The following is a 26082-nucleotide window of genomic DNA, read 5'->3' as shown; positions in this document are numbered from 1 at the left end:
TGGCATGCCGCAAAGCCACCATGCCAGCCTAGCAGCTCGTCAGCCCAGCGCTTCCAGGGTCAGATCCAGACATTTACGGGCTTTTTCCACCAGTTCGTCGATCTCGTCACGGCTGATCACCAGCGGCGGCGCGATGATCATGGTGTCGCCCACGGCGCGCATGATCAGGCCGTTGTCGAAGCAGAACTGGCGGCAGATCATGCCGACGGCCTTGCCTTCGTAACGGCTGCGGGTGGCCTTGTCCTTGACCAGTTCGATCGCGCCGAGCATGCCCAGACCGCGAACCTCGCCTACCAGCGGGTGGTCGTTCAGCTCGCGCAGACGTTTCTGCAAATAGGGTGCCGTTTCCTCGTGAACCCGCTCGACGATCTTCTCGTCGCGCAGGATCCGCAGGTTTTCCAGGCCCACCGCCGCCGCCACCGGGTGGCCGGAATAGGTGAAGCCGTGGTTGAAGTCGCCGCCCTCGCTGACCACCTTGGCCACTTCGTCACGGACGATCACGCCGCCCATGGGGATGTAGCCGGAGGTCAGGCCCTTGGCGATGGTCATCAGGTCGGGCTTGAGGTCGTAGTAGTCGGAGCCGAACCACTCGCCGGTACGGCCGAAGCCGCAGATCACTTCGTCGGCGACGAAGAGGATGTCGTAGCGGGCGAGGATTTCCTTGATCTTCGGCCAGTAGCTGTCTGGCGGGATGATCACGCCGCCGGCGCCCTGGATCGGCTCGGCGATGAAGGCGGCAACGTTGTCGACGCCGACTTCGAGGATCTTCTTCTCCAGTTGCTCGGCGGCCCAGATACCGAATTCTTCCGGGCTCTTGTCGCCGCCCTCGCCGAACCAGTATGGCTGCGGGATATGGACGATGCCCGGGATCGGCAGGTCGCCCTGCTCGTGCATGCCGGACATGCCGCCGAGGCTGGCACCGGCCACGGTGGAACCGTGGTAGCCGTTGACGCGGCCGATGATCACCTTCTTCTGCGGCTTGCCTTTCAGTGCCCAGTAGTGGCGGACCATGCGCAGCACGGTGTCGTTGCCTTCGGAGCCGGAACCGGTGAAGAACACATGGCTCATGCCCGCCGGCGCCACATCGGCGATGGCCTTGGCCAACTCCAGGGCTGGCGGGTGAGCAGTCTGGAAGAACAGGTTGTAGTAGGGCAGCTCGCGCATCTGCTTGCTTGCCGCCTCGGCCAGCTCTTCACGCCCGTAGCCGACCGCCACGCACCACAAACCGGCCATGCCATCGAGGATCTTGTTGCCCTCGCTGTCCCACAGGTGCACGCCCTGGGCCTTGGTGATGATCCGCGGGCCCTTTTCCTGCAACTGTTTATAGTCGCTGAACGGCGCCAGGTGATGATCACGACTCAGGTCCTGCCACTCGCGGGTTTGCGGGTTCTTGACGCTCATGTGCTTCTCCGATTTCTGGCGGCCGCGCTCCTGCGGCCCCGGGGGTTATCAGACTGCGAACAGCAGGAACTCACGTTCCCAGGAACTGATCACGCGCTTGTAGTTTTCATGCTCGGCGCGTTTGGTCGCGACGTAGCCGGCAATGAATTTCTTGCCCAGGTAGGCTTCCAGCGCCCGGCAGTTTTCCATGCGCTCCAGGGCGTCCTCGATGGTCAGCGGCAGGCGCAGGTTGCGCCGCTCGTAGCCACGGCCCTGGACCGGTGCGCTGGCATTGACGCCCTCGACCATGCCGATATAGCCGCACAGCAGGCTGGCGGCGATGGCCAGGTACGGGTTGGCATCGGCGCCGGGCAGGCGGTTTTCCACGCGGCGGTTCTGCGGGCCGGCATCCGGGACGCGCAGGCCGACAGTGCGGTTTTCCTCGCCCCACTCCACGTTGACCGGCGCCGAGGTGTCGGGCAGGAAGCGGCGGAACGAGTTGACGTTGGGGGCGAACAGCGGCAGCACTTCGGGGATGAATTTCTGCAAGCCGCCGATGTGATAGAGGAACAGCTCGCTCATGCTGCCGTCTTCGTTGGAGAAGATGTTCTTCCCGGTTTTGACGTCGATGATGCTCTGGTGCAGGTGCATGGCGCTGCCCGGCTCGCCGGTCATGGGCTTGGCCATGAAGGTGGCGGCGACGTTGTGCTTGAGCGCGGCCTCGCGCATGGTGCGCTTGAACACCAGGATCTGGTCGGCCAGGGACAGGGCGTTGCCGTGACGGAAGTTGATCTCCATCTGAGCGGTGCCGTCCTCGTGGATCAGCGTGTCGAGGTCGAGGTTCTGCAGCTCGCACCAGTCGTAGACGTCCTCGAACAGCGGGTCGAATTCGTTGGCGGCTTCGATGGAGAACGACTGGCGACCGGTTTCCGGGCGGCCGGAGCGGCCGATCGGTGGTTGCAGCGGGAAGTCCGGGTCTTCGCAGCGCTTGGTCAGGTAGAACTCCATTTCCGGCGCGACGATCGGCTGCCAGCCCTTGTCGGCATAGAGTTTCAGCACCTTCTTCAGCACGTTGCGCGGCGACAGCTCGACCGGGTTGCCCTTCTTGTCGTAGGTGTCGTGGATCACCTGGGCGGTCGGCTCGATGGCCCATGGCACAAGGAATACCGCGTTCTCGTCGGGGCGGCAGACCATGTCGATGTCGGCCGGGTCGAGCAGCTGGTAATAGATGTCGTCATCGACGTAGTCGCCGGTCACGGTCTGCAGCAGGACGCTCTCGGGCAGGCGCATGCCCTTTTCGGCGATGAACTTGTTGGTCGGCGAGATCTTGCCCCGGGTGATACCGGTCAGGTCGCTGATCAGACATTCGACTTCGGTGATCTTGTGCTCTTTCAGCCAATCGGTGAGCTGGTCGAGATTGCTGCTACTCATACATACCTCGGGAGGTAAACACCTGGACTATGGTCGGGACGCCCGTTACAGGCTGTCTCCAGCATTCTGGATGCCCTGTCGGCCCAAAGCAAAAGGCGCGCAGGGAGAATGCCGCTCCGGCATCGACGGGATGCACGGGGAGCCGACTATAGTCATGAATGGCAGTACGAGAAGGTGAATCTTTCGGGAACACGTCGCCTTGGCCGTCAACTATTTTGGCCGGCGCCAACGCCACTGAAAGGTAGCGATCGCAGCTCGCGGAAATGGCGGACAGGCCTGCCCACACTGGGCAGCCGCTATCGCCGATGATCGGCAGGCGTAACATGTAACCCCCGGTATTATTGATGTTATGGGTTGCGACCGAGCTTAGCCTTGTTCATTTTTTTACACAACACCCCCGTAAAAAATAAAATACGGCACTCGTCTTCCAGGCCCCGGGCGACGAAAGCATCCCTTGTCGACGCCCTCAATTGCAGCAAAAATGCCGTCATGGTGCCTTTTTAGGGCATCATGGGGCTTGCTTGACTTCACACCGGCTTTCCGTTTGACTGGGCCTGCAAGCCCCAATTGATTGATATTTTTAACAACAAAGGTGTTGCATCATGTCGGTACCCCCGCGTGCCGTTCAGCTTAACGAAGCGAACGCGTTCCTTAAGGAACATCCTGAGGTTCTCTACGTTGACCTTCTGATTGCAGATATGAATGGTGTGGTGCGTGGCAAGCGCATCGAGCGCACCAGCCTCCACAAGGTTTACGAGAAAGGCATCAACCTGCCTGCCTCCCTCTTCGCTCTGGATATCAACGGTTCCACCGTCGAGAGCACCGGCCTGGGCCTGGACATCGGCGATGCCGACCGGATCTGCTACCCAATCCCCGGCACCCTGTCCAACGAACCCTGGCAGAAGCGCCCTACCGCGCAGCTGCTGATGACCATGCATGAAATCGAAGGCGAGCCCTTCTTCGCCGACCCGCGGGAAGTCCTGCGCCAGGTGGTGAGCAAGTTCGACGAGCTGGGCCTGACCATCTGCGCCGCGTTCGAACTGGAGTTCTACCTGATCGACCAGGAGAACGTGAACGGCCGTCCGCAGCCACCACGCTCGCCGATCTCCGGCAAACGCCCGCAATCGACCCAGGTCTACCTGATCGACGACCTCGACGAATACGTCGACTGCCTCCAGGACATCCTCGAGGGTGCGAAGGAACAAGGCATTCCGGCCGACGCCATCGTCAAGGAAAGCGCCCCGGCGCAGTTCGAAGTCAACCTGCACCATGTCGCCGACCCGCTGCGGGCCTGTGATTACGCGGTGCTGCTGAAACGCCTGATCAAGAACATTGCCTACGACCATGAAATGGACACCACCTTCATGGCCAAGCCTTATCCAGGCCAGGCGGGCAATGGTCTGCACGTCCATATCTCGGTGCTGGACAAGGATGGCAAGAACATCTTCACCAGTGAGGATCCCGAGCAGAACGCCGCGCTACGCAACGCGATCGGCGGTGTGCTCGAGACCCTGCCCGCATCGATGGCGTTCCTCTGCCCGAACGTCAACTCGTACCGTCGTTTCGGCGCACAGTTCTATGTGCCGAATGCGCCGAGCTGGGGTCTGGACAACCGTACCGTGGCCCTGCGCGTACCGACCGGTACACCGGACGCCGTGCGTATCGAACACCGCGTGGCCGGTGCCGACGCCAACCCGTACCTGCTGATGGCCGCCGTGCTGGCGGGCGTGCACCACGGGCTGACCAACAAGATCGAGCCGAACACCCCGATCGAAGGCAACGCCTACGAACAGGTCGAGCAAAGCCTGCCGAACAACCTGCGCGATGCCCTGCGCGAGCTGGACGACAGCGAGATCCTCAACAAGTACATCGATCCGAAGTACATCGACATCTTCGTCGCGTGCAAGGAGAGTGAACTGGAGGAATTCGAGCACTCGATCTCGGACCTTGAGTACAACTGGTACCTGCATACCGTGTAAATGAAAACACCGCCAAATCAGGCGGTGTTTTTCATGGCCTCATCGCCGGCAACGCCGGCTCCCACAGAGACCGCGTGCACCGCAGTACCTGTGGGAGCCGGCGTTGCCGGCGATAGGATCTTGAGCCCTACAAAGCTTTCTCGAAGATCTTCGAATTACGCTGGTAGTTGTACAGCGAAGCCCGCGCCGCCGGCAGCCGCTCCACACCACTGGGCACGAAGCCCCGCTCGCGGAACCAGTGCGCCGTCCGGGTCGTCAGCACGAACAGGGTTTTCAGCCCCATTGCCCGCGCCCGCTCCTCGATCCGCTCCAGCAGATCATCCCCGCGCCCGCCGTGGCGATACTCCGGGTTCACCGCCAGGCAAGCCAGTTCCCCCGCGTCGGAATCAGCAATCGGATACAACGCCGCACAGGCAATGATGGTGCTTTCCCGCTCCACCACGCTGAACTGCTCGATCTCCCGCTCCAGCACCTCGCGGGAACGCCGCACCAGGATGCCCTGCTCTTCCAGCGGGCTGATCAGTTCCAGCAAGCCACCGACATCCTCGATCGCCGCCTCGCGGACCAGCTCGAACTGCTCCTGCGCCACCAGCGTACCGCCGCCGCCACGGGTGAACAGCTCGTTGAGCAGCGCACCGTTTTCCACGTAGCTGACGATATGGCTGCGCGGCACACCACCACGGATGGCCTGCGCCGCCGCGTCCAGCAACTCGCCCTGATAATCGCTGCCCAGACGAGCCAGATGCGGCGCCACCTGCTGCGGACGGATTTCCTTGACCAGCCGACCTTCGGCATCCAGCAGCCCCGGCTCGGCGCCGAACAGCAGCAGCTTGTCCGCCGCCAGGTCGATGGCCGCGCGGGTGGCGACGTCTTCACAGGCCAGGTTGAAGATCTCGCCGGTAGGCGAGTAGCCCAGCGGCGACAGCAGGACGATGGAGCGCTCGTCGAGCAGGCGATTGATGCCCTTGCGGTCGACCCGGCGCACTTCACCGGTGTGGTGGTAGTCGACGCCTTCGACCACGCCGATCGGCCGCGCGGTCACCAGGTTGCCCGAGGCCACCCGCAGGCGCGCGCCCTGCATCGGCGAGTTGGCCATGTCCATGGACAGCCGCGCCTCGATGGCGATACGCAGTTGGCCCACCGCGTCGATCACGCACTCCAGGGTCGCCGCATCGGTGATGCGCAGGCCGTGGTGATAGTGCGCACTCAGGCCACGGGCGGCCAGGCGGCTTTCGATTTGCGGGCGGGAACCGTGCACCAGAACGAGGCGTACCCCGAGGCTGTGCAGTAGCACCAGATCGTGGACGATATTGCCGAAGTTGGGGTGTTCGACCCCGTCTCCCGGGAGCATGACCACGAAGGTGCAGTCCCGGTGGGCATTGATGTAGGGAGAAGCATGACGCAGCCAGTTGACGTATTCGGGCATGACCTGAGCCTGTAGAAAGTGAATCAAGAACGGAACGGCACACAGCGCTCGAGGGTTATCGTCGCAGCAGGCAAGACGTCACACGCGTTCTCCTCTGGCAGAAAGGGATGGACCTCAACGGGCGATCGCCGAGTCGAGGCAGTAATGCTGAATCAATTCACGCAATAGATGCACTGTAGGCTCCAGGCGTGACAGTTCAAGGTACTCGCCGGGCTGGTGGGCACAGGCGATATCGCCGGGACCAAGCACCAGGGTCTCGCAGCCCAGCCGCTGAAGATAAGGCGCTTCGGTGCCGAAAGCTACGGCCTGGGCCGCATGACCGGTAAGACGTTCGGCCAGTTGCACCAGTTCCGCATCCGCGCTCTGTTCGAACGGCGGCACCTCGGGGAACAGCGGCGCATAGTCGATCTTCACCTGGTGCTGCTCGGCCAGCGGCGCCAACTTGCTGCGGATCGCCGCCCGCAGTACCTGCGGGTCCATGCCCGGCAGCGGCCGCAGGTCGAACTCCAGGGCGCACTGGCCGCAGATGCGGTTGGGGTTGTCGCCGCCGTGGATGCAACCGAAGTTCATGGTCGGTTGCGGCACGCTGAACTGGGCGTTGTTGTACTCGCGCTGCCATTGCCGGCGCAGGTCCATCAGCGCGCCCATCACCTGGTGCATCGCCTCCAGGGCGCTATGGCCGAGGGACGGATCCGACGAATGACCGCTGCGCCCGAGGATATCCACACGTTCCATCATCACGCCCTTGTGCAGGCGGATCGGCTTGAGCCCGGTCGGTTCGCCGATCACCGCCGCACGCCCCAGCGGCCGTCCGGCCTCGGCCAGGGCGCGGGCACCGGACATCGAACTCTCTTCGTCGCAGGTGGCGAGGATCAGCAACGGCTGCTTGAACGGCTGGTCGAGCAAGGGGCGGACCGCCTCGATGATCAACGGAAAGAAGCCCTTCATGTCGCACACGCCCAGGCCGATCCAGCGGTCGCCTTCCTCGCTGAGCTTCAGCGGGTCGGTTTTCCACAGTTGCGGATCGTACGGCACGGTATCGCTGTGTCCGGCCAGCACCAGCCCACCTGGGCCGCTGCCGAAGCTGGCGAGCAGGTTGAACTTGCCCGGGGTGACCTGCTGGATCTCGCAGGAAAAGCCCAGGTCGCCGAGCCAACCGGCAAGCAGATCGATCACGGCACGGTTGGACTGGTCCAGGTCGGGTTGGGTACAGCTGACCGAAGGCACCGCGATCAGCGCGGCGAACTGGTCCTTGAGCGATGGCAGCGACATGGCTGTTCTCCTGGAAACGGCCCCCATCATAGGGCCATCGGGCTGCATGAATAAACCGTGGGCGGTTCAGTCCTGTACACTGCACGGCCAAGACGTACCCCGCCCTTCCAGCCTGGTTACCCGGCAATGAATAAAGAAACCGAAATCAAACTGCGCATCAGCCGCGAGACCCTCGCCGCCCTGCGCGAACACCCGCTGCTGAAAAAGCGCAACAAGTCCGGCTGGCAGCAGCGCGAACTGCTCAACCAGTACTTCGACACCCCGGAACGCGATCTGTCCTCGGCCAAGGTTGCCCTGCGCCTGCGCCGTGACGGCGACGTGGTGATCCAGACCCTGAAGACCCGCGGCAACAGCGTCGCCGGCCTGTCCGAGCGCAACGAGTTCCAGTGGGAACTGCCCAAGGCCAAGCTGGACCTGAAGAAGCTCGACGACACCTGCTGGCCGGCGTCCCTCGCCGAGCTGGACAAGAAAACCATCAAACCGCTGTTCACCACCGATTTCGTCCGCGAATTCGCCGATATCGCCTGGGGCCGGGGCAAGTCCAAGGTGGTCATCGAAGCCGCTCTGGACCTCGGTACCGTCAGCGTTGGCAAGCAGAAGGAAGAAATCTGCGAGCTGGAGCTGGAACTGCGCGAAGGCGAGCCGGAAGCCCTGCTGGAACTGGCCGCCGAGCTGGCCGCCAGCCTGCCGCTGTTCCCTTGCGACATCAGCAAGGCCGAGCGCGGTTACCGCCTGCTCGACCCGTCCAGCTACCACGTCAACCTGGCAGCGCCCGAGCTGAACCCGGAAATGTCCCTGGACGACGCCTTCTCGGCCATCGCCTGGCACCTGCTCGCCAGCAGCCAGCGCCTCGCCGAGCAATACCAGCACACCGGCCAATGGCGCCTGCTGCAGGACTGGGTGCAGTGCCTCGGCGAACTGCGCGCCCTGGCCAGCAGCCTTGGCCAGGCCGCACCACGGGCTACCACCCGTGACCTGCGCAGCCGCCTCGACGCCCTGCTGGAAGACTGGCGCACCCTGGTCCTGGCCGGTAACGACGACGAAGACGTACGCCGCGCCGCCCCCGAGCAGTTCGCCGACGAGCTGCTGGACAACCGCTGGGGCCAGTTCTCCCTGGACACCTCGCGCTGGCTGCTGGCCCGCGGCTGGACCGCCGAGCGCAACAAGCGCGGCGAACGCCAGGGCGCGGCCGCGCTGGCCAACTGGCTGAACGTGGAGCTGGGCGACGAAGCCAAGGCCCTGCAACTGCCGCTGTACCAGCAGCAGCCGGAAGACCTGGCCGAGCAGCTGCCGCGTATCGAGCGTCTGCTGACCTGGCTGCACTACGCGCGCAACGTGCTGCTGGAAGCACCGGAACTGGACCGCCTGTACGGCGAGCTGAGCAAGCTGCAACAGCTGGCCAACCAGCCGATCAGCGACGAAGTCCTCGACGCCCGCGTCCAGCAGGCCTTCGCCGTGGCCCAGAGCCGCGGCTGGAAGCACCTGGTACGCAAGTAAGCGGCTGTCTCGCGGGCGGAGCGCAATGCCCGCCCGCGAGGTGTTTCAGCGCAGGACCGGGAGGCTGGTGGTGGACTTGATCTCCGACAGCGCCACGGTCGAGTTGACCTCCTGGATCCCCGGCACCAGCGACAGCTTCTCGAAGAAGAAGCGCTCGTAGGCCTCGATATCCGGGGTGACGATGCGCAGCAGAAAGTCCACCGCCCCCATCAGCACATAACACTCCAGCACTTCCGGAAAACCGCGGATCGCCTCGGTGAACTCGGCGAAGTTGGAGCGCCCGTGAGCGTTGAGTTTGACCTCGGCGAAGATCTGCGTGTTGAGGCCGATCTTCTTGCGATCCAGCAGGGTCACCTGGCCGCGGATCACCCCCTCGTCCTTGAGCCGCTGGATCCGCCGCCAGCACGGCGATTGCGAAAGCCCGACCTTCTCGGCGATCTGCGCGCTGGACAGCGATGCATCGTCCTGCAGCAGGGCCAGAATGCGGCGGTCATAGGCGTCCAAGGCGCTCTGCATGATTTTTCCCTCATATTGGCCATCAGCGAATTAAACAATTCGAAAAAAAGTCGCAGAGGCCAATGATAGGAAAATAATCTCCCCTTCGCCGTGCAAAGATTCCTTCACTGCTTTCGGAGGATTCCCATGACCGCACTTGAACGTCCTGACCACTTCGCCGCCGCGCAACTTCCCCATGCCGACATCGTCGGCGGCGAAAACAACAAGGTGCGCTACCACTATCAGCTTCAGGTCGAGCCGGAATCCGACAGCCTTTGCCGCATCCTCAATCTGTTCGCCCTGCAATGCCTGCTGCCGCAAGGCGTGCAGATGCGCCAGCAGGCCGACCTGCTGCAGGTGGAGATCGCCATCGATGGCTTGAGCTGGCACCGCGCCCAGTTGATCGCACAGAAGATGCGCAACCTGATCTGTGTCTGCGAGGTGGTGCTGCGTACCGCACTGCTCACGACACAGAACCATGGACAAACGTCGCAACGCTTCTGACCCGACGAGCTCGCATCTGGTGACTAGCCTTGGCAATTTCTCCATTGCACAAGGACGTCGCCAATGGACCGCCGACTGGAGCTGTTCCAGGTGCTGGACAGCCTGATCGCCCAGCGCCTTATCACCGCCGAATCCCGGCAGCGCTTCAAGCACGAAGCGCCGGGCGAACACCCACTGGAAACCATCGCCGAGCAGCAGCTCGACGACCTGCGCCATCCCGGCCGGCGCCTCGACCTGGACAGCCTGTGCCAATGGCTGGCGCACCAGGCCGGCCAACCCTTTCTGCGCCTCGATCCGCTGGCCATCGACCTGCCGGGCATGACCGGCCTGATGTCCGCAGCCTTCGCCCGCCGCCACGGCATCCTGGTGGTGGCGCACAGTGCCGACAGCGTCACCGTCGCCAGTGCCGAGCCGTGGGTCTGTGCCTGGGAAGCGGACCTGGCCCAGGTCCTCAAGCGCCAGGTCAGGCGGGTCGTGGCCAGTCCGCTGCGCATCCGCCAGATCAGCCAGGACTTCTTCCGCCTCGCCCGCTCGGTCAGCGACGCCAGCGCGCAGGACACCCCGGCCCCGGCCAGCGGCAACCTGGAACAGCTTCTGGAACTGGGCGACGGCCAGGCCGAGGCAGATGACGCGCATATCGTCAGCATCGTCGACTGGCTGTTGCAGTACGCCTTCGAACAGCGCGCCAGCGATATCCACCTGGAACCACGCCGCGATCAGGGCCGGCTACGCCTGCGCATCGACGGGGTGCTGCACGATGCCTACCCCTTTCCGCCGGCGGTGACCCTGGCCATCACCAGCCGCCTGAAAAACCTCGGACGGATGAATGTCGCGGAAAAACGCCGCCCCCAGGACGGCCGGATCAAGACCCGCACCCCGGCCGGCGATGAGGTCGAACTGCGCCTTTCGACCCTGCCGACCACCTTCGGCGAAAAGCTGGTCATGCGCATTTTCGATCCACAACTGCTGCGCCAGGACAACCGCGCCCTGGGCTTCGACGGCGCCGAACTGACCCGCTGGCAGGCCATGCTGCACCAGCCCCACGGCATCATCCTCGTTACCGGGCCGACCGGCTCGGGCAAGACCAGCACCCTGTACAACGCGCTCAAGCAACTGGCGACGCCGCAGGTCAACGTCTGCACCCTGGAAGACCCCATCGAGATGGTCGAGCCGGCATTCAACCAGACCCAGGTGCAGCCCGGCATCGGCCTGGACTTCGCCAGCGGCGTGCGGGCGCTGCTGCGTCAGGACCCGGACATCATCATGGTCGGCGAGATCCGCGACCTGGAAACCGCGCAGGTGGCGATCCAGGCCGCGCTGACCGGGCACCTGGTGCTGGCCAGCCTGCACACCAACGACGCCTGCTCGGCCATCGGGCGCTTGCTGGAACTGGGGGTTGCGCATTATCTGCTCAAGGCGACCCTGGTCGGCGTGCTGGCGCAGCGGCTGGTGCGGACCTTGTGTGAGTCCTGCAAACAGCCCAACGGCGCCGTGGGCTGCCGCGAGTGCCGGCAGACAGGGTATCGCGGGCGTACCGGGGTGTACGAGGTGCTGGAGCTGAATGAGCGGCTCAGGGGGATGATCGGGGCTGAGTGCGATGTACTGGAACTGCGCCGGCAGGCGCGCAGCGAGGGGATGGAGGGGTTGCGAGAGAATGGCTTGCGCAAGATTGCGGCGGGGGTGACGACCCAAACGGAGGTGGACCTGATCTCAGTATGAACATCGAGGGCCTCATCGCCGGCAACGCCGGCTCCCACAGGTTCAGCAGCGCCGCAGACACTGTGGGAGCCGGCGTTGCCGGCGATAGGGCCCTGAAGGACAACCAAGAGCTCAGCGATAGTCCTCCACCGGCACGCAAGCACAGAACAGGTTGCGGTCGCCATACACGTTGTCCACCCGATTCACCGCCGGCCAGTACTTGTGCTGCCGGGCATGCTCGCTGGGCGCCACCGCCTGGGCGATGCTGTACGGCCGGTCCCATACGCCCAGCACGTCCGCCAGGGTATGCGGCGCGCGCTTGAGCGGGTTGTCCTCGGCCGACCAGTTGCCGTTCTGCACCTCGGCGATTTCCGCACGGATGCTCAGCATGGCTTCGACAAAGCGATCCAGCTCGGCCTTCGGCTCGCTCTCGGTGGGCTCGACCATCAAGGTCCCCGGCACCGGGAACGACATGGTCGGCGCATGGAAGCCGTAGTCCATCAGGCGCTTGGCCACATCCTCCTCGCTGATCCCGGTCTGCGCCTTGAGCGGACGCAGGTCAAGGATGCATTCGTGGGCCACTCGCTCGTTGCGCCCGCGATAGAGCACCGGGAACGCGCCACCCAGACGCTCGGCCAGGTAGTTGGCGGAAAGGATCGCCACCTCGCTGGCATCCGCCAGTTGCGGCCCCATCATGGCGATATACATCCAGCTGATCGGCAGGATGCTCGCACTGCCCCAGGGTGCAGCACTGACCGCCGTGTTCTGCGGGTCCGGGCCAGGCACCGGGATCACCGGATGGCTGGCGACAAAGGGCGCCAGGTGCGCGCGCACGCCGATCGGGCCCATGCCCGGGCCGCCGCCACCATGGGGAATGCAGAAGGTCTTGTGCAGGTTCATGTGCGAGACATCGGCGCCGATATCCGCCGGTCGCGCCAGGCCGACCTGGGCATTGAGGTTGGCACCGTCCATGTAGACCTGGCCACCATGCCTGTGGATAACCTCGCAGATCTCGCTGATGCCCTCTTCGTACACGCCATGGGTCGACGGGTAGGTGGCCATCAGACACGACAGCCGCTCGCCCGCTTCCTTCGCCTTGAGCTTGAGATCTTCCAGGTCGACGTTGCCGGCGTTGTCGCAGGCCACGATCACCACCTGCATCCCGGCCATCTGCGCCGAAGCCGGATTGGTGCCGTGGGCCGAGGCCGGGATCAGGCAGATATCGCGCTGCCCCTGTTGCCGGCTGCGGTGATACTTGCTGATCGCCAGCAGCCCGGCGTATTCACCCTGGGCCCCGGAGTTGGGCTGCATGCAGATGGCATCGAAGCCGGTGATCGCGCACAGCCAGCTTTCCAGTTCGTCGATCAATGCCTTGTAGCCGGTCGCCTGCTCCACCGGCGCGAACGGATGCAACTCGGCGAAACCGGGCCAGGTGATGGGGATCATCTCGCTGCTGGCATTGAGTTTCATGGTGCAGGATCCCAGCGGGATCATCGACTGGTTCAGCGCCAGGTCCTTGTTTTCCAGTTGCTTGAGATAACGCAGCATCTCGGTTTCGCTGTGGTGCAGGTTGAACACCGGGTGGGTCAGGTAATCGCTGCGGCGCAGCAGGGCATCGGGGATACCGGCGGGCAGGTCCTCACCGTCCAGTTCCTCGACCTTCAGGCCGTGATCGACGCCGAGGAAGATATCGAACAGGCGCAGCACCGTGCTTTCGTCGCAGGTTTCGTCGAGGCTCACGCCCAGATGGCCACGCCCGAGGATGCGCAGGTTGATCCGCGCCGCCTCGGCGCTCTGGATGATCGCAGTCTGGCTGCCGCCGACTTCCAGGGTCAGGGTGTCGAAGAAGTGCTGGTTGAGGCGCTTGACGCCGTTGCGTTCGAGGCCGGCGGCGAGAATGGTGGTCAGCCGGTGCACCCGCTGGGCGATGCGGCGCAGCCCGTCCGGGCCGTGGTAGACGGCGTAGAAGCCGGCGATATTGGCCAGCAGCACCTGGGCCGTGCAGATATTCGAGTTGGCCTTCTCGCGGCGGATGTGTTGCTCGCGGGTCTGCAGGGCCATGCGTAAGGCCAGGCTGCCGCGGGCATCCTTGGACACGCCGATGATGCGCCCGGGCATGGCCCGCTTGAATTCGTCGCGGCAGGCGAAATACGCCGCGTGCGGACCGCCGTAGCCCATTGGCACGCCAAAGCGCTGCGACGAGCCAAGCACCACGTCGGCGCCCTGCTCGCCCGGCGGGGTCAACAGCAGCAGGCTGAGCAGATCGGCGGCGACGCAGGCGATGGCCTGCTGGCTGTGCAGGTGCTGGATGGCCGGGCGCAGGTCATGCACGCCGCCGTGAGTATTGGGGTAATGCAGCAGGGCGCCGAACACCTCGTGCTGGTCGAGGTTGGCCAGGGCGTCGATCACCAGCTCGAAACCGAAGCCTTCGGCGCGGGTCTGCAGCACCGAGAGGGTCTGCGGATGGCAATGCTCGTCGGCGAAGAAGCGATTGCTGCGCGACTTGCTCACCCGCTTGGCCAGGGCCATGGCTTCGCCGGCGGCGGTGGCTTCATCGAGCAGCGAGGCATTGGCCAGGCCCAGGCCGGTGAGGTCGATGATCATCTGCTGGAAGTTCAGCAGGGCTTCCAGGCGGCCCTGGGCGATTTCCGGCTGATACGGCGTATAGGCGGTGTACCAGCCCGGGTTTTCCAGGACATTGCGCAGGATCACCGTCGGCGTGCGGGTCGCGTGGTAGCCCATGCCGATCAGGCTGGTCCAGCGCTGGTTCTGTTCGGCGTAGCCACGCAGGCGCTCGAGTGCGGCCTGTTCATCCAGGGCCGGCGGCAAGTCGAGGGGGCGATTGAAGCGAATGCCCGGCGGCACGGTCTGCTCGATCAGCTCGGTACGGCTGGCGACACCCAGGACATCGAGCATGGCTTGCTGCTCGGCGGCATCGGGGCCGAGATGACGGCGCAGGAAAGAATTGGGGTCGTGCAGTTGGCTCAGGGACGGCAACAAGGACATGGCAGCTCTCTCTTCCTAGACCAAGCCCCGGTGGATGCCGGGGCCATTAGAGTCTAGGAAGGGATCGCCGATCGTGCGGGAAAAACTGCGAAAGGCTTACTCGCCAATGAAGGTGGCGTACTGCTCAGCGCTCATCAGCTTGTCCAGGTCCGCCTTGTCGGCTGGCTTGAGCTTGAAGATCCACGACTCGTAGGGTTCTTCGTTGAGCAGCTCGGGGTTATCGGCCAGCTCATCGTTGACCGCGATGACTTCGCCGGCAACCGGGGCGTAGATGTCCGAAGCGGCCTTCACCGACTCGACAACACCTGCCGCGTCGCCCTGTTCGAACTCCTTGCCGACTTCGGTCAGCTCGACGAATACCACATCGCCCAGGGCTTGCTGGGCGTGATCACTGATACCGACGGTCACGGTGCCATCGGCTTCCAGACGGGCCCACTCGTGGCTTTCGGCGTAACGCAGTTCGGCAGGGATTTGGCTCATTAGGTTGTTCCTCAACAGGGTCAGCGGTCGGCCCGCAAAAATAAGTTAGACCAGGATTCGGCCGTGGCGCACGAAGGTCGGTTTGACCACACGCACCGGGTACCATTTGCCGCGGATTTCCACCTCGGCCCGGTCGGCGGTCGCCATCGGAAGGCGCGCCAGAGCGATAGCCTTGCTCAGCGTAGGCGAGAAACTACCACTGGTGATCTCTCCTTCGCCAATTTCCGCTACACGCACCACCTGGTGAGCGCGCAATACACCGCGCTCCTCCAGCACCAGGCCGACCAGCTTCAGCGATATGCCACGGCTCTTTTCGGCTTCCAGGGCCCGGCGCCCGATGAAATCACGCTCGGCAGGCTCCCAGGCGATGGTCCAGGCCAGGTTGGAGGTGAGTGGCGAATGGGTTTCGTCGATATCGTTGCCGTACAGGTTCATGCCGGCTTCGAGGCGCAGGGTATCGCGGGCCCCCAAACCGCTCGGGGCGATACCGGCACCGACCAGGTCGTTGAAGAAGGCCGGGGCCTGCAGGGCGGGAAGAATGATTTCCAGACCGTCCTCGCCGGTATAACCGGTACGGGCGATGAACCAGTCGCCTTCGAAGCGGCCTTCGAACGGTTTCAGCTCACGGATCAGCGCCGCGCGGGAGGCGCTGAGCAACTCGGCGACCTTCTCCCGCGCCTGCGGGCCCTGGATGGCCAGGATGGCCAGCTCCGGACGCTCGCGGAATTGCACTTCGAAGCCACTGCGGCGGGCTTCAAGCCAGGCCAGATCCTTGTCGCGGGTGGCGGCGTTGACCACCAGGCGATAACCCTCGTCCAGGCGATAGACGATCAGGTCGTCGATCACCCCGCCCTCATCATTGAGCAGGGGGCTGTAGAGGGCCTTGCCGGGGGCGTCCAGGCGGACGATATCGTTGGCCAGCAAGTGACGCAGCCAGACACCGGCATCGGTGCCGGCGATATCGATGACGGTCATGTGCGACACGTCGAAGACGCCGCAGTCGCGGCGCACCTGGTGGTGCTCCTCGACCTGCGAGCCGTAATGCAGGGGCATATCCCAACCGCCAAAATCGACCATCTTGGCGCCAAGCGCCAGGTGCAGGTCATACAAAGGCGTACGCTGTCCCATGGGTTTCTCCTTCCGGGCGTGGCGAAGCTACGGCTGAGGGCAGCGTTCCGGCTACCCGGTGCTGGACCGGCCGCAGCGAATGCCGCGCATTGTATCCGCAAGGAAGCCGGGTGGCATCCGTCAGTGACTCTGACCCGGATGGCGGGCGGAACGCCGTATCAGTCCGATGACCGGCAGCAGGCCGACCAGCACCAGGGTCAGGGCCGGCAGCGAAGCCCGCGCCCACTCGCCTTCGCTGGTCATCTCGAACACCCGCACCGCCAGCGTGTCCCAGCCGAAAGGCCGCATCAGCAAGGTGGCCGGCATCTCCTTGAGCACATCGACGAACACCAGCAGCGCCGCGCTCAGCGCCCCGGGCACCAGTAGCGGGAGATACACCTTGAAAAACAATCCAGGCCCACTGACACCCAGGCTGCGTGCTGCCTCCGGCAGCGACGGACGGATGCGCCCCAGGCTGTTTTCCAGCGGCCCGTAGGCCACCGCGATGAAACGCACCAGGTAGGCCAGCAGCAGGGCCGACAGGCTGCCCAGCAGCAGCGGTTTGCCAGCTCCACCCAGCCAGCCGGACAGCGGGATCACCAGTTCACGGTCGAGGTAACTGAAGGCCAGCATGATCGCCACCGCCAGCACCGAGCCCGGCAACGCGTAACCGAGGTTGGCCAGGCTGACCCCGGCGCGGATGGCCGGTGCAGAAGACTGGCGCCGGGCGAAGGCCAGCAGCAGGGCGACGCAGACGGTGATCAGCGCCGCGGCGGCACCGAGGTAGAGGGTGTGCAGGATCAGCGCGGTATAGCGCTCGTCGAGGTCAAAGCGGCCGCGCTGCCAGAACCAGGCCAGCAATTGCAGCACCGGCACGACGAAGGCACAGGCGAACACCAGCAGGCACCAGCCACTGGCCGCGGCAGCCTTGATCCCGCGCAGGTGATACAGCGCCTTGCCCCGCGGCCGCTCGTTGCTGCTGCGCACCGCACCCCGGGCACGGCGCTCGCCGTAGAGCACCAGCATCACTGCAAGCAATAGCAGGCTGGCCAGTTGCGCGGCGCTGGACAGGCTGAAGAAGCCGTACCAGGTCTTGTAGATGGCGGTGGTGAAGGTGTCGAAGTTGAACACCGAGACAGCACCGAAGTCCGCTAGGGTTTCCATCAAGGCCAGGGCCACGCCGGCAAGAATGGCCGGCCGCGCCATGGGCAGGGCAACGCGCCAGAACGCCTGCAAGGGCGATTGCCCGAGCACCCGCGCCGCCTCCATCAGGCCCTTGCCCTGGGCCAGAAAAGCATTGCGCGCCAGCAGGTAAACGTAGGGATAGAACACCAGCACCAGGACGATGATCACCCCGCCGGTGGAGCGCACCCGTGGCAGGCGCATCGGCCCGAACCACTCACGCAGCAGGGTCTGCACCGGGCCGGAGAAGTCCAGCAGGCCGACGAAGACGAAGGCCAGCACATAGGCGGGAATGGCGAAGGGCAGCATCAGCGCCCAGTCCAGCCAGCGTCGCCCCGGGAACTCGCAGAGGCTGGTGAGCCAGGCCAGGCTGACGCCGAGCAGGGTAACACCGACGCCGACACCGAGTACCAGGGTCAGGGTGTTGCCCAGCAGGCGGCTCATCTGGGTATCGAGCAGGTGCGACCAGATCTGCATGTCGATGTTCTGCCAGGACAGCAGCAACACGCTGAGGGGCAGCATCACCAGGGCAGCGATGGCGAAGACCAGGGGGTACCAGCGGCGTTGGGTGGGGCGGGACAAGGGGTGGGTCTCTAGAGATGTGGTGTTTTTGCGGGCCCTATCGCTGGCAAGCCAGCTCCCACAAGATCAGCACAAACCTGAGGCTTGTGCTGTACCTGTGGGAGCTGGCTTGCCAGCGATGAGGCCCTCAAGGACCCAGCGAGGATAAGGGCTGAACCTCAGTTCCAGCCAGCCCGATCCATCAGGCGAATCGCTTCGGCCTGGCGCTTGCCCGCCACTTCCACCGGCAGGTCGTCGGCCTTGAAGCTACCCCAGGCAGCCACTTCCTCGGACGGTGCGACCTTAGGATTGGCCGGGAACTCCTGGTTGATACCGGCGAACATCTTCTGCGCCTCCTCACCGGTCATCCACTCCACCAGCGCCTTGGCCGCCGCCGGATGCGGCGCATGCTTGGTCAGGCCGATGCCGGACAGGTTGACGTGCACGCCGCGATCACCCTGGTTGGGCCAGAACAGCTTGACCGGCAGCTTCGGATCGTCCTTGTGCAGGCGGCCGTAGTAGTAGGTGTTGACGATACCCACGTCGCACTGGCCGGCGGCGATGGCGTGGATCACTGCGTTGTCGTCGGAGAACACGTCGGTGGACAGGTTGTTGACCCAACCCTTGACCAGCTTCTCGGTCTCGGCCTCGCCGTGGGTCTCGATCATGGTGGCGGTCAGCGACTGGTTGTAGACCTTCTTCGCCGTGCGCAGGCACAGGCGGCCTTCCCATTGCTTGTCGGCCAGTGCTTCGTAGGTGGTCAGCTCGCCGGGCTTGACCCGCTCGGTGGAGTAGACGATGGTCCGCGCGCGCAGGCTCAGGCCGGTCCACTCATGGGAAGACGCGCGGTATTTCTGCGGGATGTTGGCATCGATCACGTCCGACTTGATCGGCTGCAGGATGCCCATCTGCTCGGCTTGCCAGAGGTTGCCGGCATCGACGGTGAGCAGCAGGTCGGCCACGCCGTTCTCGCCCTCGGCCTTGATCCGCTGCATCAGCGGGGCTTCCTTGTCGGTGATGAATTTGATCTTCACCCCGGTCTTGGCGGTGTAGGCGTCGAACACCGGCTTGATCAGCTCGTCGATGCGCGAGGAATACACCACCACTTCATCGGCCGCCTGGGCAGCCCCGCCGAACAGGGTGAGGGTCAGGGCAGCCAGTAAATGCTTGCGTGGCGACATCGGTAGCGCTCCTCGGAATCTGAATGAGGCGCAAATGGTAGTTAATGTCATTTGCCACCACAAACCGAACGCCCGACCCAGCCGTTACCAGATGTTGCAAGACGCTCAGGCCTTCGCCAGCTCCGGCAGATCGCCGCTCAGACCCAGGGCCTGACGGACGAACAGCGCCTTGGCTTCGGGCATCTGCTCGACCCATTTCAGCCCGCTGTTGCGCAGCCAGCGCAGTGGCAGCGGATCGGCCTGGAACAGGCGCTCGAAGCCTTCCATCGCCGCCATCAGGGCCAGGTTGTGCGGCATGCGTCGGCGCTCGAAGCGGCTCAGCACGCGCACATCGGCCAGGCGCTCGCCACGGTCATAGGCGCTTTGCAGCACCTCGGCCAGCACGGCGGCATCGAGGAAGCCGAGGTTGACGCCCTGCCCGGCCAGCGGGTGGATGGTGTGGGCGGCATCGCCGATCAAGGCCAGGCCCTCGGCGACATAGCGCTTGGCATGGCGCTGGCGCAGCGGCACGCACAGGCGCGGATCGGCTTGCAGTACCGACCCCAGGCGGCCTTCGAAGGCGCGCTCCAGCTCGGCGCAGAACTCGGCGTCCGGCAAGGCCATCAGCCGTTCGGATTGCTCCGGTGTGGTCGACCAGACGATCGAGCACCAGTCCTGCTGGCCGTCGCGCAGCAACGGCAGGAAGGCCAGCGGGCCGTCGTCGGTGAAACGCTGCCAGGCCGTGGCCTGGTGCGGCTTGTCGCACTGCACGCTGGTGACGATGGCGTGGTGCAGGTAATCCCATTCGCGGGTTTCGCAGCCGGTCAGGCGGCGTACCGCCGAGTTGGCACCATCGGCGGCGATCACCAGCGGCGCGCGCAGGTTGCGGCCGTCGGCGAGGGTCAGCAACCATTCGTCACCGGAGCGGCGCATGCGCTCCAGGCGGGCGTTGGGCAGCAGGCCGATTTCGCTGTCGTGCAGGCGCTCCAGCAGGCCGTCCTGGACCACCCGGTTCTCGACGATATGTCCGAGCACCTCGGCATGCACGCTGGCCGCCGAGAAGTGGATCTGCCCGGTGCCGCTGCCGTCCCAGACGTGCATGTCGGAGTACGGGCTCGCACGCCGTTCACTGATGCCCTGCCAGGCGCCGAGACGCTCGAGAATGCGCTGGCTGGCCGCCGACAGCGCGCTGACCCGCGGCTCGAACGGCGCGTCGCCGTCGAAGCGCTGCACCGACAGCGGGCTGCCGTCGATCAGGAGGATTTCCAGGCCGCTGTGCTGCAAGGCCAGGGCCAGGGCGCTGCCGACCATACCGGCACCGACAATCAACAGATCCGCGCGCATGTCCATGCTTCAAGCCTGTTCCACGTAGAAGAAAGAAAGGGTCATGCCTTGCCCTGGAGATCGGGGCGGGTGCCCAGGCCCATGGCCTGGCGGGCGAACCAGCGCTTGGCTGGTGGCAGCAGGTCGAGGCCGAGCAGGCCGAGGTTGCGCCCGGTGGCGACCAGCGGCTGCGCGGTGCCGAACAGCCGGGTGACCTTGTCGGAGAAGCCGACGGTGAGGTCCTGGTCCAGGCGCTGGCGTTCGCGGTAGGCATCGAGGGTGGCGAAGTCGCCCGGGGTGTCCGGGCCGGCGAGCAGGCCGTCGGCCAGCGACTGCACGTCACGCAGCGACAGATTGAAGCCCTGTCCGGCAATCGGGTGCAGGCTGTGGGCGGCGTTGCCGAGCACCACAAGATGCGGCCGTACCTGCTCCTGGGCCTCCACCAGCGACAGCGGATACAGATGCCGTGCGCCGACCTGGCGCAGCGCCCCCAGACGATAGCCGAAGACACCCTGCAGCTCGTTCAGGAAGCTGCGCTCGTCCAGCTCGGCCAGGCGCTTCGCATCCATCCCGGCGCGGGTCCAGACCAGCGCGCAGCGGTTTTCCGGCAGCGGCAGCAGGGCCATCGGGCCGTCGTCGGTGAAACGCTCGAAGGCTTGCCCGCAATGGGCTTCGCCCGGGGTGATATTGGCGATCAGCGCGCTCTGGTGATAAGGGCGCTGATTGACGTGGATACCCAGTTGCTCGCGCAGACCGGAGCGGCCGCCATCGGCCAGCACGGCCAGGTCGCACTCGACCTGGGTTTCATCGTTGAGGGACAGGCGATAACCGTCGCTCAGGGGCTGCATCGCGGTGACTTCCGCCGGGCAGCGCCAGCTCACCACTTCACTGTCCAGACCTTGCCACAGGCACTGGCCGAGCCAGGCGTTTTCCACCACGTAGCCCAGGGCCGGCACGCCTTCTTCCAGGGCATCGAGGCGGGTAGCGCCGAAGCGACCGCGATCGGATACCTGGATCTGCCGGATCGGCTCGGCGCGGCGGCTGATGCTCTGCCACAGGCCCAGGCGTTCGTAGATCTGCCGGGTGCCGAAGGACAGCGCCGAGGAACGCGCGTCGTAGCTGGGCTGGAAACTGTCGCCGGGAGCGAAGGGCTCGATCAGCAGGATCTTCCAGCCTCGGGCGCGAGCACCGGCCTGCAGGGCCAGGGCGAGGCTGGCGCCGACCAGGCCGCCGCCGATGATTGCCAGATTGACCCGGCTCATGCGGCCTGGCTTCTTGCGGCGGCCATCAAGGCTTCGATTTCGCCGACCGTCTTCGGCACGCCGGAGGTGAGGATTTCACAACCTTGCTTGGTGACCACTACGTCATCCTCGATTCGTACACCGATACCGCGCCACTTCTTGGCGACGCTCTGGTTGTCCGCGGCAATGTAGATGCCCGGCTCGACCGTCAGGGCCATGCCCGGTTCGAGCACGCGCCATTGGCCGCCGACCTTGTACTCGCCGACATCATGCACATCCATGCCCAGCCAGTGTCCGGCGCGGTGCATGTAGAAAACCTTGTAGGCCTCGCTTTCGATCAACTGGTCGACCTCGCCCTTGAGCAGGCCGAGCTCCACCAGACCTTCGGTGATCACCCGAACCGTGGCTTCGTGGGCCTGGTTCCAGTGCTTGCCCGGGGCGATCTCGGCGAACGCCGCTTCCTGGGACTTGAGCACCAGTTCGTAGATCGCCTTCTGCTCCGCCGAGAACACGCCGCTGACCGGGAAGGTGCGGGTGATGTCGCTGGCGTAGCAGTCGATCTCGCAACCAGCGTCGATCAGCACCAGGTCGCCGTCCTTCAACGGCGCATCGTTCTCCTGGTAATGGAGGATGCAGCCATTGCGCCCGGCGGCGACGATCGACCCATAGGCCGGCATCTTCGCCCCGCCCTTGCGGAACTCGTAGTCCAGCTCGGCTTCGAGGCTGAACTCGTGCAGGCCGGCGCGGCAGGCTTGCATGGCACGAACGTGGGCCCGCGCGGAAATCGCCGCGGCCTCGCGCATCACCTTCACTTCCGCCGCCGATTTATACAGGCGCATGTCGTGCAGCAGATGATCCAGGGCAACGAATTCGTTCGGCGGCTGCGCGCCCATGCGCGCCTTGGAACGGATCACGTTGATCCACTCCATCAGCCGGCGGTCGAACTCGGCATTGCTGCCCATGGCCGAGTAGACCCGGTCACGACCTTCGATCAGGCCGGGCAGGATGTCGTCGATATCGGTGATGGGGAAGGCATCGTCGGCGCCGAAATCGCGGATCGCGCCGTCCTGGCCGGCGCGCAGGCCGTCCCATTGCTCGCGCTCGGGATTGCGTTCACGGCAGAACAACACGTATTCGCCATGCTCGCGCCCGGGAATCAGGGCGATCACCGCCTCGGGCTCCGGGAATCCGCTGAGATACTGGAAGTCGCTGTCCTGGCGATACAGGTATTCGACGTCGCGGTTGCGGATGGCAACCGCGGCAGCCGGCAGGATGGCGATGCTGTTGGGTTCCATCTGCGCCATCAGCGCCTTGCGGCGCCGGGCGTATTCCGCTTTCGGGATATGGGTGACTGCCACGGGGAACCCCTGTTCGGCCTCAGTGCAAGGAAGGTTTGGCAGCGGCGGCGACCGGCTTGCCCAACTCCGTGTAGAGCAGCAGCGGTGCAACGCGCAGATACTCCATCACTTCCATATAGTCGCTTTCGCCGTCGTCGGACTCTTCCAAAGCGTCCTGGACTTGCGAAATAGCGGTGAGGTCCTGCAGCACTTCCTTGGCTTCGTCGCTCAGGTCCTTGCCGCCGGCATTCAGGCCGAACCCGGCGAGGAAGCCCTGGCACCACTGGCCAAGGGCACCGGCGCGCTCGCTCAGTGGCTGCTCGTCACCGGGCAGGAGGAGGACGATGGTGATGTCTTCGCCGGTCAGTTCGCCCTTGACCATTTCCTGCAGACCGATCAAAGCGTTGCGAACGTTGTCTACCGGTTCGGTTTCCAGCAGGTGGGCGGCATCGGCCAGCCAGCTGTCGGCGTCGAAACCGGCGCCGGCGCAGCTGCGACCCAGCAGCAGGCCATGCAACTCGGCAGGAGAAACAGGGTGGCCATTGCTGTTGAGCAGGGAGGCGAAGGCGGTGTACGGCGATTGGGTATTGGACATGGCAACTAGGCGCCAGACGGCGCAATGACTAGAATGAAGGCCTTGTATCCTAGCATCGGCAGACGCGCCAAGACCATCGGAGCGGGCAATTGCGCCGGTAGTGGAGGCAGGATGACAAGCGGTCAGGGTCGAACGAATCGAGTGGCGAGTCATGCAAGAAAACGAGCTGCAAACGCTGCAAAGCCGCCTCGAACTGCTGATTGAGCGGGTCGAGCAACTAAAACGGCAAAACGCACTCCTATCCGTGCAGGAGAAGTCCTGGCGTGAGGAACGCGCCCACCTCATCGAAAAAAACGAAATCGCGCGACAGAAAGTCGAATCGATGATTTCGCGGCTCAAGGCCCTGGAGCAAGACTCATGAGTTCACCGAACAACGTCACCGTGCAGATCCTCGACAAAGAGTATTCGATCATCTGCCCGCCGGAAGAACGCAGCAATCTGATCAGCGCCGCCCGCTACCTCGACGGCAAGATGCGCGAGATCCGCAGCAGCGGCAAGGTCATCGGCGCCGACCGCATCGCCGTGATGGCCGCCCTGAATATCACCCACGACCTCCTGCACAACCAGGAGCGTCCGGACACCCAGAGCGGCGGTGCCACCCGCGAGCAGGTGCGCGAGCTGCTGGACCGCGTGGACCAGGCCCTGACCGACGACGCTGATACAAAAAGCAACTAAGTTTCTGTATACTCCGCCCCACTCCCTGGAGTGCTTGCCAGTCGGTCATGTCCCTGAGCCGATACGCACAACCACGGGGGTTGCACGTGGGGCCGGTGTGCATGTCCGCTTGACGGAAAGCCTTAACGCCCCCTGCAATCTCCACCTTGAACTTTCGGGTTCAAGGGCTACACCGACAGCGGTTCGTCGGGGAGCCTGTTTCTCATTGTTCGCGCCCTTTTTCCCTTCTGCGCGAACATCCGCGACGTCAGTCCCTGACGCTCGCCCCAAGGGATCGCCCGTGCCATGACCGACACCGCGTCGCTGACCCGCCCCCAACTCCGCCGCCTGCTCCGAGATGCCCGTCGTGCCCTGACCCCGGCCGAGCAACGCCGTGCCGCTCGCGGCCTGTACCGGCAACTGGCGCAGCATCCGCTGTTCCGTCGCGCCCGGCACATCGCCCTGTACCTGCCCAACGACAGCGAGATCGACCCGCGCCTGTTGCTGCGTGAGGCCCAGCGTCGCGGCAAGTTCACCTACCTGCCGGTGCTGCATGCCTGGCCGCGGACCAAGATGGCCTTCCAGCGCTTCGAACATGGGGAAAAGCTGCGTCCCAACCGTTTCCGCATTCCCGAGCCAAAGGTCAGCCTGGCGCGACAACGGCCGGTCTGGGCGCTGGACCTGATCCTGCTGCCACTGGTGGGATTCGATGAACTGGGTGGTCGCCTGGGAATGGGCGGCGGTTTCTACGATCGCAGCCTGGCCTATCAGGGCCGGCGCAAGGCATGGAAGAAGCCCTTGCTGCTGGGACTGGCACACGAATGCCAGAAGGTGGAGCGCTTGGCGCAGGCCAGTTGGGATGTCCCCTTGCAGGGAACGGTATCGGATAAAGGCTGGTATCTGGCGCGCTGAATCAGCGCTGGGTCTGGGCCTGGGCAGGAGCGATCGGCATCTGATACGCCGCATCAGCCTTGCGTTCCCAGAAGCTCTGGGCGTAACCGGTGGTGACCACACCAAGGCCGAAAACGAAAACGAGTACCCAGAACAGATCCGGTTTGCGATTCATCGATTGCCCCCCTCAGGCAAACTCATCACGATGTCCGCAGCGGTTCTTCTTATAGGCCGTGCAGCAGCGTCAAGCTCAAAATTGGCGCATTTTCCGACAACATGCGTCCGCACGCAAACCTTGACGTCAGCCAGTCGTCGGTTTGATGCAACAGGTTGTTTCAGAGCATTGAAGGAGCTGAACCCATGGCCTATTGGCTGATGAAATCCGAACCCGACGAACTCTCCATCGAGGATCTGGCACGCCTCGGCGAAGCGCGCTGGGATGGCGTGCGCAACTACCAGGCGCGCAACTTCATGCGCTCGATGGCGGTGGGCGACCAGTTCTTCTACCACTCCAGCTGCCCCGAACCCGGCATCGCCGGCATCGCCCGGATCAGCGCCGCCGCCTATCCGGACCCGACCGCGCTGGACCCGCAGAGTCATTACCACGATGCCAAGGCCAGCGCCGAGAAGAACCCCTGGAGCGCGGTGGACGTGGCTCACGTGGAGACCTTCCGCAAGGTCCTCGGCCTCGGCTACCTGAAACAGCAGGCCGCCCTCGACGAGCTGCCACTGGTGCAGAAAGGCAGTCGCCTGTCTGTGATGCCGGTCACAGCGGAACAATGGGCGGCAATACTCAATCTCCGCTGAACGGGGTAGGATCGGGGCTCATTTGACGCGAATCAATCCACCAGGGCAGGTGGTAC

General features: G+C 64.5%; 23 protein-coding genes and 1 other RNA gene. 9 read left to right on the top strand and 15 right to left on the bottom strand.

Features of this window, described 5'->3' with window-relative positions; translation table 11 throughout:
• Nucleotides 1-39: 39 nt before the first annotated feature.
• Together ACODSK_RS03440 and ACODSK_RS03435 are read right to left on the bottom strand one after the other, a co-directional pair.
• Nucleotides 40-1401, bottom strand: coding sequence for an aspartate aminotransferase family protein (locus ACODSK_RS03440; protein WP_489013894.1), 1362 nt, complete (start codon nucleotides 1399-1401; stop codon nucleotides 40-42).
• A 48-nt stretch (nucleotides 1402-1449) separates the two neighbouring features.
• Nucleotides 1450-2811 (bottom strand): glutamine synthetase family protein, encoded by a 1362-nt coding sequence (locus ACODSK_RS03435; protein WP_489013892.1) that lies wholly within the window; start codon nucleotides 2809-2811, stop codon nucleotides 1450-1452.
• Between the two features lie 602 nt (nucleotides 2812-3413).
• Here ACODSK_RS03435 and ACODSK_RS03430 point away from each other — a divergent pair.
• Complete coding sequence (locus ACODSK_RS03430) at nucleotides 3414-4790, top strand: glutamine synthetase family protein (protein ID WP_489013891.1); 1377 nt, start codon at nucleotides 3414-3416, stop codon at nucleotides 4788-4790.
• A 127-nt stretch (nucleotides 4791-4917) separates the two neighbouring features.
• On the opposite strand, the gene argA is transcribed toward ACODSK_RS03430, so the two are convergent.
• Both argA and argE read right to left on the bottom strand, forming a co-directional pair.
• Nucleotides 4918-6216: an amino-acid N-acetyltransferase gene (gene argA, locus ACODSK_RS03425; protein ID WP_489013889.1), complete on the bottom strand. Its 1299-nt coding sequence runs from the start codon at nucleotides 6214-6216 to the stop codon at nucleotides 4918-4920.
• A 114-nt stretch (nucleotides 6217-6330) separates the two neighbouring features.
• Nucleotides 6331-7488 (bottom strand): acetylornithine deacetylase, encoded by a 1158-nt coding sequence (gene argE, locus ACODSK_RS03420; RefSeq protein WP_489013887.1) that lies wholly within the window; start codon nucleotides 7486-7488, stop codon nucleotides 6331-6333.
• Between the two features lie 126 nt (nucleotides 7489-7614).
• Here argE and ACODSK_RS03415 point away from each other — a divergent pair, with 126 nt between their 5' ends.
• Nucleotides 7615-8985 (top strand): CYTH domain-containing protein, encoded by a 1371-nt coding sequence (locus ACODSK_RS03415; protein WP_489013886.1) that lies wholly within the window; start codon nucleotides 7615-7617, stop codon nucleotides 8983-8985.
• Between the two features lie 45 nt (nucleotides 8986-9030).
• On the opposite strand, the gene ACODSK_RS03410 is transcribed toward ACODSK_RS03415, so the two are convergent.
• The gene (locus tag ACODSK_RS03410; RefSeq protein ID WP_489013884.1) at nucleotides 9031-9501 is read right to left on the bottom strand and encodes an Lrp/AsnC family transcriptional regulator; all 471 of its coding nucleotides are present in this window, start codon (nucleotides 9499-9501) and stop codon (nucleotides 9031-9033) included.
• 126 nt (nucleotides 9502-9627) lie between these two features.
• Here ACODSK_RS03410 and ACODSK_RS03405 point away from each other — a divergent pair, with 126 nt between their 5' ends.
• Both ACODSK_RS03405 and ACODSK_RS03400 read left to right on the top strand, forming a co-directional pair.
• Nucleotides 9628-9984, top strand: a complete 357-nt coding sequence (locus ACODSK_RS03405; RefSeq protein WP_489013882.1) for a hypothetical protein — start codon at nucleotides 9628-9630, stop codon at nucleotides 9982-9984.
• 63 nt (nucleotides 9985-10047) lie between these two features.
• Entirely contained in the window at nucleotides 10048-11703 is a 1656-nt protein-coding gene (locus tag ACODSK_RS03400; RefSeq protein WP_489013880.1) for a GspE/PulE family protein, read from the top strand.
• A gap of 111 nt (nucleotides 11704-11814) precedes the next feature.
• Here the strand turns inward: ACODSK_RS03400 and gcvP are convergent, their stop codons facing one another.
• The 9 genes from gcvP to ACODSK_RS03355 all read right to left on the bottom strand — a co-directional run bounded on the left by gcvP (nucleotide 11815) and on the right by ACODSK_RS03355 (nucleotide 23674).
• Nucleotides 11815-14688 (bottom strand): aminomethyl-transferring glycine dehydrogenase, encoded by a 2874-nt coding sequence (gene gcvP, locus ACODSK_RS03395; RefSeq protein ID WP_489013878.1) that lies wholly within the window; start codon nucleotides 14686-14688, stop codon nucleotides 11815-11817.
• Between the two features lie 96 nt (nucleotides 14689-14784).
• A complete protein-coding gene (gene gcvH / locus ACODSK_RS03390; protein ID WP_489013877.1) occupies nucleotides 14785-15168 on the bottom strand; it encodes a glycine cleavage system protein GcvH in 384 nt (127 codons plus the stop codon).
• 45 nt (nucleotides 15169-15213) lie between these two features.
• Entirely contained in the window at nucleotides 15214-16296 is a 1083-nt protein-coding gene (gene gcvT / locus ACODSK_RS03385) for a glycine cleavage system aminomethyltransferase GcvT (protein WP_489013876.1), read from the bottom strand.
• Nucleotides 16297-16416: 120 nt separating this feature from the next.
• Nucleotides 16417-17979, bottom strand: a complete 1563-nt coding sequence (locus ACODSK_RS03380) for an ABC transporter permease (RefSeq protein WP_489014057.1) — start codon at nucleotides 17977-17979, stop codon at nucleotides 16417-16419.
• A 218-nt stretch (nucleotides 17980-18197) separates the two neighbouring features.
• Entirely contained in the window at nucleotides 18198-19199 is a 1002-nt protein-coding gene (locus ACODSK_RS03375; RefSeq protein ID WP_489013875.1) for an extracellular solute-binding protein, read from the bottom strand.
• A gap of 105 nt (nucleotides 19200-19304) precedes the next feature.
• Nucleotides 19305-20522, bottom strand: a complete 1218-nt coding sequence (locus tag ACODSK_RS03370) for a 2-octaprenyl-3-methyl-6-methoxy-1,4-benzoquinol hydroxylase (protein WP_489014056.1) — start codon at nucleotides 20520-20522, stop codon at nucleotides 19305-19307.
• A gap of 41 nt (nucleotides 20523-20563) precedes the next feature.
• The gene (ubiH, locus tag ACODSK_RS03365; protein ID WP_489013874.1) at nucleotides 20564-21763 is read right to left on the bottom strand and encodes a 2-octaprenyl-6-methoxyphenyl hydroxylase; all 1200 of its coding nucleotides are present in this window, start codon (nucleotides 21761-21763) and stop codon (nucleotides 20564-20566) included.
• Nucleotides 21760-23100 (bottom strand): Xaa-Pro aminopeptidase, encoded by a 1341-nt coding sequence (gene pepP, locus ACODSK_RS03360; RefSeq protein WP_489013873.1) that lies wholly within the window; start codon nucleotides 23098-23100, stop codon nucleotides 21760-21762. Before pepP ends, ubiH begins: the two co-directional genes overlap by 4 nt.
• 19 nt (nucleotides 23101-23119) lie before the next feature.
• Nucleotides 23120-23674, bottom strand: coding sequence for a YecA/YgfB family protein (locus tag ACODSK_RS03355; RefSeq protein WP_489013872.1), 555 nt, complete (start codon nucleotides 23672-23674; stop codon nucleotides 23120-23122).
• A gap of 151 nt (nucleotides 23675-23825) precedes the next feature.
• Here ACODSK_RS03355 and ACODSK_RS03350 point away from each other — a divergent pair, with 151 nt between their 5' ends.
• From ACODSK_RS03350 to ACODSK_RS03335, 4 genes are all read left to right on the top strand, one after another.
• Nucleotides 23826-24035, top strand: a complete 210-nt coding sequence (locus ACODSK_RS03350) for a TIGR02449 family protein (protein WP_489013871.1) — start codon at nucleotides 23826-23828, stop codon at nucleotides 24033-24035.
• On the top strand, nucleotides 24032-24349 hold the full coding sequence (locus ACODSK_RS03345; RefSeq protein WP_489013870.1) for a cell division protein ZapA: 318 nt from the start codon (nucleotides 24032-24034) through the stop codon (nucleotides 24347-24349). The genes ACODSK_RS03350 and ACODSK_RS03345 overlap by 4 nt, the downstream gene beginning before the upstream one ends.
• A gap of 19 nt (nucleotides 24350-24368) precedes the next feature.
• Nucleotides 24369-24546, top strand: a non-coding RNA gene (ssrS, locus tag ACODSK_RS03340) — 6S RNA.
• An 88-nt stretch (nucleotides 24547-24634) separates the two neighbouring features.
• Complete coding sequence (locus ACODSK_RS03335) at nucleotides 24635-25240, top strand: 5-formyltetrahydrofolate cyclo-ligase (RefSeq protein WP_489013869.1); 606 nt, start codon at nucleotides 24635-24637, stop codon at nucleotides 25238-25240.
• A 1-nt stretch (nucleotide 25241) separates the two neighbouring features.
• Here ACODSK_RS03335 and ACODSK_RS03330 read toward each other — a convergent pair whose 3' ends face one another.
• Nucleotides 25242-25394 carry a hypothetical protein gene (locus ACODSK_RS03330; protein ID WP_489013868.1) on the bottom strand — a complete coding sequence of 51 codons (153 nt, stop codon included), beginning with the start codon at nucleotides 25392-25394 and terminating at the stop codon, nucleotides 25242-25244.
• A gap of 185 nt (nucleotides 25395-25579) precedes the next feature.
• On the opposite strand from ACODSK_RS03330, the gene ACODSK_RS03325 reads away from it, so the two are divergent.
• Entirely contained in the window at nucleotides 25580-26026 is a 447-nt protein-coding gene (locus ACODSK_RS03325; protein WP_489013867.1) for an EVE domain-containing protein, read from the top strand.
• The last annotated feature ends 56 nt before the right edge of the window (nucleotides 26027-26082 follow it).

It is taken from the genome of Pseudomonas sp. FG98 (assembly GCF_057808595.1).
This window is presented reverse-complemented; position numbering and strand designations above follow the sequence as displayed.